The organism is Sphingobium sp. AS12 (assembly GCF_019097845.1).
Taxonomy (GTDB): domain Bacteria; phylum Pseudomonadota; class Alphaproteobacteria; order Sphingomonadales; family Sphingomonadaceae; genus Sphingobium.
In genome coordinates this window covers 1-7,132 of the sequence record NZ_JAHRGM010000045.1, presented here as the reverse complement: position 1 = coordinate 7,132, position 7,132 = coordinate 1, and the positions used below count along the sequence as shown (strand labels likewise).

Here is a 7,132-nt window from a genome sequence, read left to right as displayed (position 1 = left end):
AGAAACGGACGGACCCGCTCCCACTGCTCGTCGCTTAATCCGTGTCGATCCAAGATGGCGCTCCCTTCGCCAGTCTTGAATCCGATCTGCGCGGAAAAGGGAATCCCCTAATTGTCCACAGGCCTTAATTTTCGCGGCATCGAATTGCGCGATTTTCCGGCTGAGATCGCGCGTCTCGCTCTGATCATCGCCGAGTTCCAGTGCGACGTGCTCTATCGCGGCCAAAAGGAAGCGCTTGCTGACTTTCTGCCGCTCGATAGCCAGAACTGGATTACGTGTGGAAATGCGCTTCAGCTTGATTGGGTCGACCTTTGGGGAACCAGTGGCTCGCCCGTAAAAGTGAAGAGTGACGACCTCTTTGGCACCCCGCTTGATCAATCTGAGATCGACTTCGAGCATCAAGGTGGCGAAACCTACATTTGCGGAAATCCACCCTTCAAGGGCACGCGAAAGCAGGAGCGCCAAGAAAAGGAAGACTTGGAGCGCGTCTTCTCTAGCCTGACTACGCAGTGGAAAAATGTCGACTACGTAGGCGCTTGGCTGATGAAGGCTGCGATGTACAACGAGGTGTGCCACGCACCTTTTGCCTTCGTGACTACGAACAGCCTTTGCCAAGGGCAGCAGGTTCCGATTACTTGGAAAATCCTCTTGGATCGGGGTTTCCGGATCAGGTTCGCCCATACGTCCTTCAAGTGGTCGAACCTCGCAGCCAACAAAGCTGGCGTGACCGTCATTGTGACCGGAGTTGATAGGGAGCCGGGCGGGATCAGGCGGATATTTACTGATGAGAGCGTCCGTGAGGTTGCAAACATCAACCCGTATCTGACTGACCATACGATCTCCGTAGTGCCAGCGTCCAAGAAGCCCAAATGGACAAAGATTCCCATGGAGTACGGCGTCTATTATTCGAAGTCGGCTGGTCTGATGTTCGATGCTGATGAGAAGTCTGCGTTGTTGAAAGACGGGGTGCCGGAAACCATGGTTCGGCGGTTCATCGGCTCAACGGAATTTATCAATGGGAAGCTGAGGTATTGCCTTTGGATTGATGACTCTGAAGTTGAGTATGCCCGACGCTTTCCTGCGGTGTGTGAGCGCATCGACAGCGTGCGGAAGGATCGCTTGGAAACAACCGATGAGGCCGTCAACAAACTAGCGGCCCGCCCGCATCAATTTCGGGAGCGCAAAGGTGATGATGGGCGAAAGATTTTCGTGCCGATTGTTTCATCCGAAAATAGGGAATTTTTTCCGGCGGGATTGGTCGGAGATTCAGTAATCCCAACCAACAAGGCTTTCTACATTCCTGAAGGACCTCTCTGGGCCCTGGCTATCATTTCGTCGAAGTTGCACCTGGCGTGGATTGAGGCAATCTGCGGTCGGCTTGAGATGCGACTATCTTATTCTAACACTCTCGGTTGGAACACCTTTCCGCTTCCACCTTCTGGGCTAACTCAACAACACATGGCCGATCTTACCCGCTGCGCCGAGGACATCCTCCTCGCGCGCGAGGCGCATTTTCCGGCGACCATCGCCGATCTATATGATCCGGAGGAAATGCCCGAAAACCTCCGCCATGCGCATGAACGCAACGACGAGGTGCTGGAGCGCATCTATATCGGCCGCCGCTTTCGCAACGACACCGAACGGCTCGAAAAACTGTTCGAACTCTACACCAGAATGACCAGCGCCAAGGCGGCGTGATCGGGGATGGTTGACCGGGTGCTGTTCCAGATGTGGGGGCCGTTTCGCGACGGCTTGATCGCCAATCACCGCTTCTATGTGTCCGAGGCCAGAACACGCCTGCTCTCTCAGTTCGGCACCATGAAGGAAGATGCGGACCGATACGCGGATGACTGGTTGGCCAATCGGGCACCCTACTTCAATCCTGACCGGGATGATCCTGCGGATGCCTATGAGCAGGCATGGGACGAAAGCGTCTCATTCTACCTGCAACTCGAAGACCTGCAGAAGGCAACGCGATTGAGCGTGATCGCTGGTATGTACCATGAGTGGGAAAAGCAGCTGCGCGATTGGGTCACGCGCGAACTGGGCCGGGTTATCCATGGCAGCCACACGCGGGCTGCGCTTTGGAAGGCGACCATCGACCAGCTTTTAGACTTCCTGGAATGCTGGGGCTGGCCGGTCCTTTCACGTCCATATTTTCAGCGGCTGCATCAGTGCCATCTGGTGGTGAACGTCTATAAGCACGGCGAAGGCATTTCGTTTGAGAAGCTGCATAAGGATGCCCCGCAATTCCTGAAGCGCGATGATTTCCCCGAACCGCTGCTGCGTTTTCCACCTGACTATACGAACCTCACCGTGACCGACGATGACCTCGACCAGTTCTCCGATGCCATCGTTGCATTCTGGCAGGATGTTCCGGAAAACACGTTCACATCGCAGATTGGCGATCTGCCGAAGTGGCTCGAAAAGGCGATTGAGAAGGATCAGCCGCCTGCTTGATCCTGTCATGTTCGGGCGCTCTCAACGCTGACGCGCCATTTTGACATATGGAAATCTATAAATCAGAAAATGGGGCAGAAACTGAAACAAGCCCTTTGTGTCAGCGCGAATCTGACATATGAAAATCTCAATGGCAGATTGAGAGGCGTTTTCTGAGATATGGATCTTTCAGCCTATCAGGCAGGGCAGTTTGAAGCCCAGTTAGAGTATCGCAGCTTCCTGCCGGAGCCGATCAACCATGGCTGGACGATATCCGACCCGCAGGTCCTGCAACTGCTCGGCCAGGCCGACCGCGCGCTTGGCGAACTGAACGCTTTTGCCCAGCTGATCCCCGACATCGAATTCTTCATCCGCATGTACGTGGCCAAGGAAGCCACGCAATCGAGCCGGATCGAGGGCACCCAGACCAACATCGAAGATGCGTTCAAGGATGCAGAAGACCTGCTGCCCGAGGTGCGCGACGACTGGAGCGAGGTCCAGAACTACATCCGCGCCATCACCTTCGCCATCGACAGCCTGGAACGTTTGCCGCTGTCCAACCGGCTGCTGCGCGATACCCACGCCATCCTGCTCGACGGGGTACGCGGTGAAACCAAGCGGCCAGGCGAATTTCGCATCAGCCAGAACTGGATCGGGGTAAGCCTGAAGAATGCCGTGTTCGTGCCGCCGCACCACGATCATGTGCCGGAACTGATGAGCGATCTGGAAAAGTTCCTGCACAACGCCGAAGCCATGGTGCCACCGCTGATCAAGATCGCGATCGCGCACTACCAGTTCGAGACGATCCACCCGTTCCTGGACGGCAACGGACGCTTGGGGCGGCTGATGATCTCGCTCTACCTCGCCTCGGAAAAGCTGCTGGTAAGGCCAGCGCTCTACCTGTCCGACTATTTCGAGCGAAACAAGACCGCCTATGTCGACCACATGATGGCCGTGCGTCAAGGGAACCACTTGCGCGACTGGCTGGTCTTCTTCCTGCACGGGGTGGAGGAAACGGCCCGAGGATCGGCGGGCGTCTTCCGCGCAATCCTTGCGCTGAAGGAACGCATCGAGCGCGAAGTGCTCCCGCGCTTCAGCCATCGGCGACAGGAAAATGCGCAGCAACTGATGCGCAACCTCTATGCCCAGCCCGTCACCGACGTGAAGGCGGTGACGGCATTACTCTCCACCACGACCAATACTGCCGCATCGCTGATCAATGATATGGTGGAGCAAGGCGTGCTGGTGGAAGTGACCGGAGGACGCCGCAATCGCCTGTTCCTGTTCCACGACTATCTTGAACTCTTCCGAAAGTAGCTTCCGCATGGCCGACGACAAGATCATCCCTGCCGTGTCCTTCAAGGCCGCCCACACCGGCGTGTCGACGAAGTCCGACGAGCTGGGAATGCGGCCAATGCAGGCGCAGGTGTACGAAAAGCGCGGCGAGCAGTATCTGCTGATCAAATCGCCGCCAGCTTCCGGCAAGTCGCGCGCGTTGATGTTCGTGGCGTTGGACAAGCTGACTAATCAAGGTGTCCGCCAGGCCATCATCTGCGTACCGGAACGCTCCATCGGCGCGAGCTTCGGCAGCGAACCTCTCAGCAAGTACGGATTCTTCGCCGACTGGGTTGTCGCCCCGCAATGGAACCTGTGCAACACGCCCGGTGCTGACGATCCAAAGGTGGCGAAGTCCAAGGTAAAAGCGGTCGGCGAATTCCTCGCCAGCGAGGAAAAGGTGCTGGTCTGCACCCATGCGACATTCCGTTTTGCGTTTGACGAGTTGGGGCCGGAAGCGTTCGACAACCGCCTCATCGCGATTGACGAATTCCATCATGTTTCCGCCGATGCCGGAAACCGCCTCGGCGCTCAGCTTGCGCAGCTGATCGGACGGGACAAGGCGCATATCGTCGCCATGACCGGCAGCTATTTCCGCGGCGATGCCATCCCCGTGCTGGCCCCAGAGGATGAAGACCGGTTCGAGCCTGTCACCTACACCTACTACCAGCAGCTCAACGGGTACGAGTACCTCAAGACGCTCGACATCGGATACAGCTTCTACACCGGCCCCTATACCGAGAAGATTTCGGCGCTGCTCGATCCGACGGTGAAGACGATCGTCCACATCCCGTCGGTCAATTCCAAAGAGAGCACCCGCACCGGAAAGCACCGCGAGGCCGAGGACATCATGAACCACCTCGGCGATTGGCAGGGCGTCGATCCCGAAACCGGCTTTCACCTCATCCGCGCCGCTGGCGGCAAGATCATCAAAGTTGCCGATCTGGTCGATGATGACGCCGCTAAACGCGACCGCGTGGTGGCAGCGCTGAAATCGCCCAAGGCACGCGAGGACCGTGATTTTGTCGACATCATCATCGCGCTGGGCATGGCCAAGGAAGGCTTCGACTGGATATGGTGCGAACACGCCCTGACGGTCGGCTATCGTTCCAGCCTGACCGAGATCATCCAGATCATTGGCCGCGCCACCCGTGATGCACCCGGCAAGACGCGCGCCCGCTTCACCAACCTGATTGCGGAACCGGCGGCCGACAATCCGCTCGTGGTCGACGCGATCAACGATTACCTCAAGGCGATTGCCGCCAGCCTGCTCATGGAACAGGTTCTTGCGCCCCGGTTCGACTTCACGCCCAAGGATGCCGGGCCCAAGCCCGGCTTCGACTATGGCGATGATGGCTATCAGGAGGGCAAGCTTAACGTTGGCGTGGGTCCGCAAGGGCAGATGCATTTCGAGATCAAGGGCCTGAAGCTGCCAACCAGCATCGAGGCCACACGGATTTGCCGCGAAGACCTGAACGAGGTGATTGCCTCGTTCGTACAGGACAAGGCCGTGCTGGAGCGTGGCATGTTCGACCCCGAGGTCGTGCCTGAAGAACTGACCCAGCTGAAAATGGGTAAGATCATCCGGGAAAAGTACCCCGAACTGAACGAAGCGGATCAGGAAGCGGTGCGCCAGCATGCCGTCGCGGCCATGACCCTGACCCAGCAGGCGAAAGCCGCCATTTCAGGCGACACCGCTGACGGAGAGCTTAAAGCCAGCACGGCGTTCGTAGATGGCGTGCGCAAATTCGCTCTCAGCGTTACCGATCTCGACATCGACCTCATCGACCGGGTGAACCCGTTCAGCGCCACCTATGCCGTGCTGGCCAAGGCCATGGACGAAAAGACGCTGCTGCAAGTCCAGGCGGTGATCAACGCCAAGAAGGACAAGCTGACTTATGACGACGCCCGCGCTCTTGCCGAGCGTGCCCTGGAATTCAAGCGTGAGCGCGGCCGCTTGCCGTCGCTGACATCCCAGGACGCCTGGGAGCGCAAGATGGCGGAAGGCGTGGCCTTCCTCCAGCGTCACGCGACGAAGGCTGCCAGCAATGGCTGAACTGAGTGACCTTGAACTTCTCGCTGAGCTTGGCGTCGAGACAGCCCCGGAGGCCGTCCGTTCCTTCACGCCGCTTCAGGAGCGCATCATTGCCGGTTTTGAGGATATCCAGCGGTTCGTTGCTGAGTACGGGCGCTTGCCCCAGCATGGCGAAGGCCGGGACATATTCGAGCGGCTCTATGCCGTTCGCCTCGATCGTCTGCGGAATATGCCCGATGCTCGTGAACTGCTGGCGGCCATTGATCAAAGCGGGATTCTCGACGGCGCTGCTTCCGTAGCGCGGTCGCCTGCGAACCTCGATGATGCTGGACTACTGTCTGAACTGGGTATCGGCGCAGGTGAGGATGACGATATCACCCGGCTTCGCCATGTCACTTCACGCGCCGAAAAACGGGCAGCAGAGGAAATCGCCAATCGTGAAAAATGCGAGGATTATGACACATTCAAGCCGCTGTTCGATCGTGCGCAGGCCGACCTGAAGGCAGCGACCAGACAGGCTAAGGTCCTTGGGCAAACCGAGGTAACCCTTGCCGAAATCCAGCCCGGTAATTTTTTCATAGTCGGCGGACAAATGGCCTATATCGCCGCTTCCACCGAAGAATTCGTCACCCAGTACGAACGGAACGACCGCCGCGTCCGCGTGATTTATGACAATGGAACGGAAGCCAGCGTGCTATCACGCTCCTTCCAGAAGGCGCTGTATCGTGATGAAACCGCACGGCGGATCACCGAGCAAAGCGCTGGCCCGCTCTTCGGCAACGTCGCCGAGCCGGATGATCTCGAAAGCGGCACCATCTACGTCTTGCGCAGCAAGTCCGTGCATCCCTACATCGAGGAACATCGCGAGCTGATCCACAAGATTGGGGTGACCGGCCAGCCTGTTGCCAGCAGGATCGCTAACGCGCGTAACGACCCGACGTTTCTGCTCGCTGATGTCGAAATCGTCGCCGAGTACCGGCTCTACAACATCAATCGAACGAAGTTGGAAGGCCTGATCCATCGCGCACTTGGGCCCGCCCGCCTTGACCTTTCGGCCGGAGATAGGTTCGGCAAGACGGTGCAACCACGCGAATGGTTTCTTGTCCCCCTCAGCGCCATTGACGAGCTTGTGTCCAAGATCAGCGACGGCAGCGTCACGCAGTTTCGCTACGATCGGACGTCAGCCCGGTTTGTGAGTATGCATTCGGTGAAGGCCGCGCGGGGCTACACGTGAGTCCGTTTATGTTCGGCAAGGAGGTCCCGCAGGCAGTCGATGCCGTCTTGTGATAGGGCAAGCACAGCATGCTCTTCGATACCGTAAAC

Annotated in this window: 5 protein-coding genes; all 5 read left to right on the top strand. The window is 58.0% G+C overall.

Annotated features, from left to right (window positions below; all coding sequences use genetic code 11):
- Positions 1-111: 111 nt before the first annotated feature.
- The 5 genes from KRZ98_RS16270 (at position 112) to KRZ98_RS16250 (ending at position 7,043) form a co-directional block, all read left to right on the top strand.
- A complete protein-coding gene (locus KRZ98_RS16270) occupies positions 112-1,698 on the top strand; it encodes a DNA methyltransferase (protein WP_217674491.1) in 1,587 nt (528 codons plus the stop codon).
- Between the two features lie 6 nt (positions 1,699-1,704).
- Entirely contained in the window at positions 1,705-2,460 is a 756-nt protein-coding gene (locus tag KRZ98_RS16265; protein WP_217674490.1) for a hypothetical protein, read from the top strand.
- Between the two features lie 159 nt (positions 2,461-2,619).
- Positions 2,620-3,756, top strand: a complete 1,137-nt coding sequence (locus KRZ98_RS16260) for a Fic family protein (protein WP_217674489.1) — start codon at positions 2,620-2,622, stop codon at positions 3,754-3,756.
- 7 nt (positions 3,757-3,763) lie between these two features.
- On the top strand, positions 3,764-5,830 hold the full coding sequence (locus KRZ98_RS16255; RefSeq protein ID WP_217674488.1) for a DEAD/DEAH box helicase: 2,067 nt from the start codon (positions 3,764-3,766) through the stop codon (positions 5,828-5,830).
- A complete protein-coding gene (locus tag KRZ98_RS16250; protein ID WP_217674487.1) occupies positions 5,823-7,043 on the top strand; it encodes a GIY-YIG nuclease family protein in 1,221 nt (406 codons plus the stop codon). The genes KRZ98_RS16255 and KRZ98_RS16250 overlap by 8 nt, the downstream gene beginning before the upstream one ends.
- Positions 7,044-7,132 lie beyond the last annotated feature (89 nt).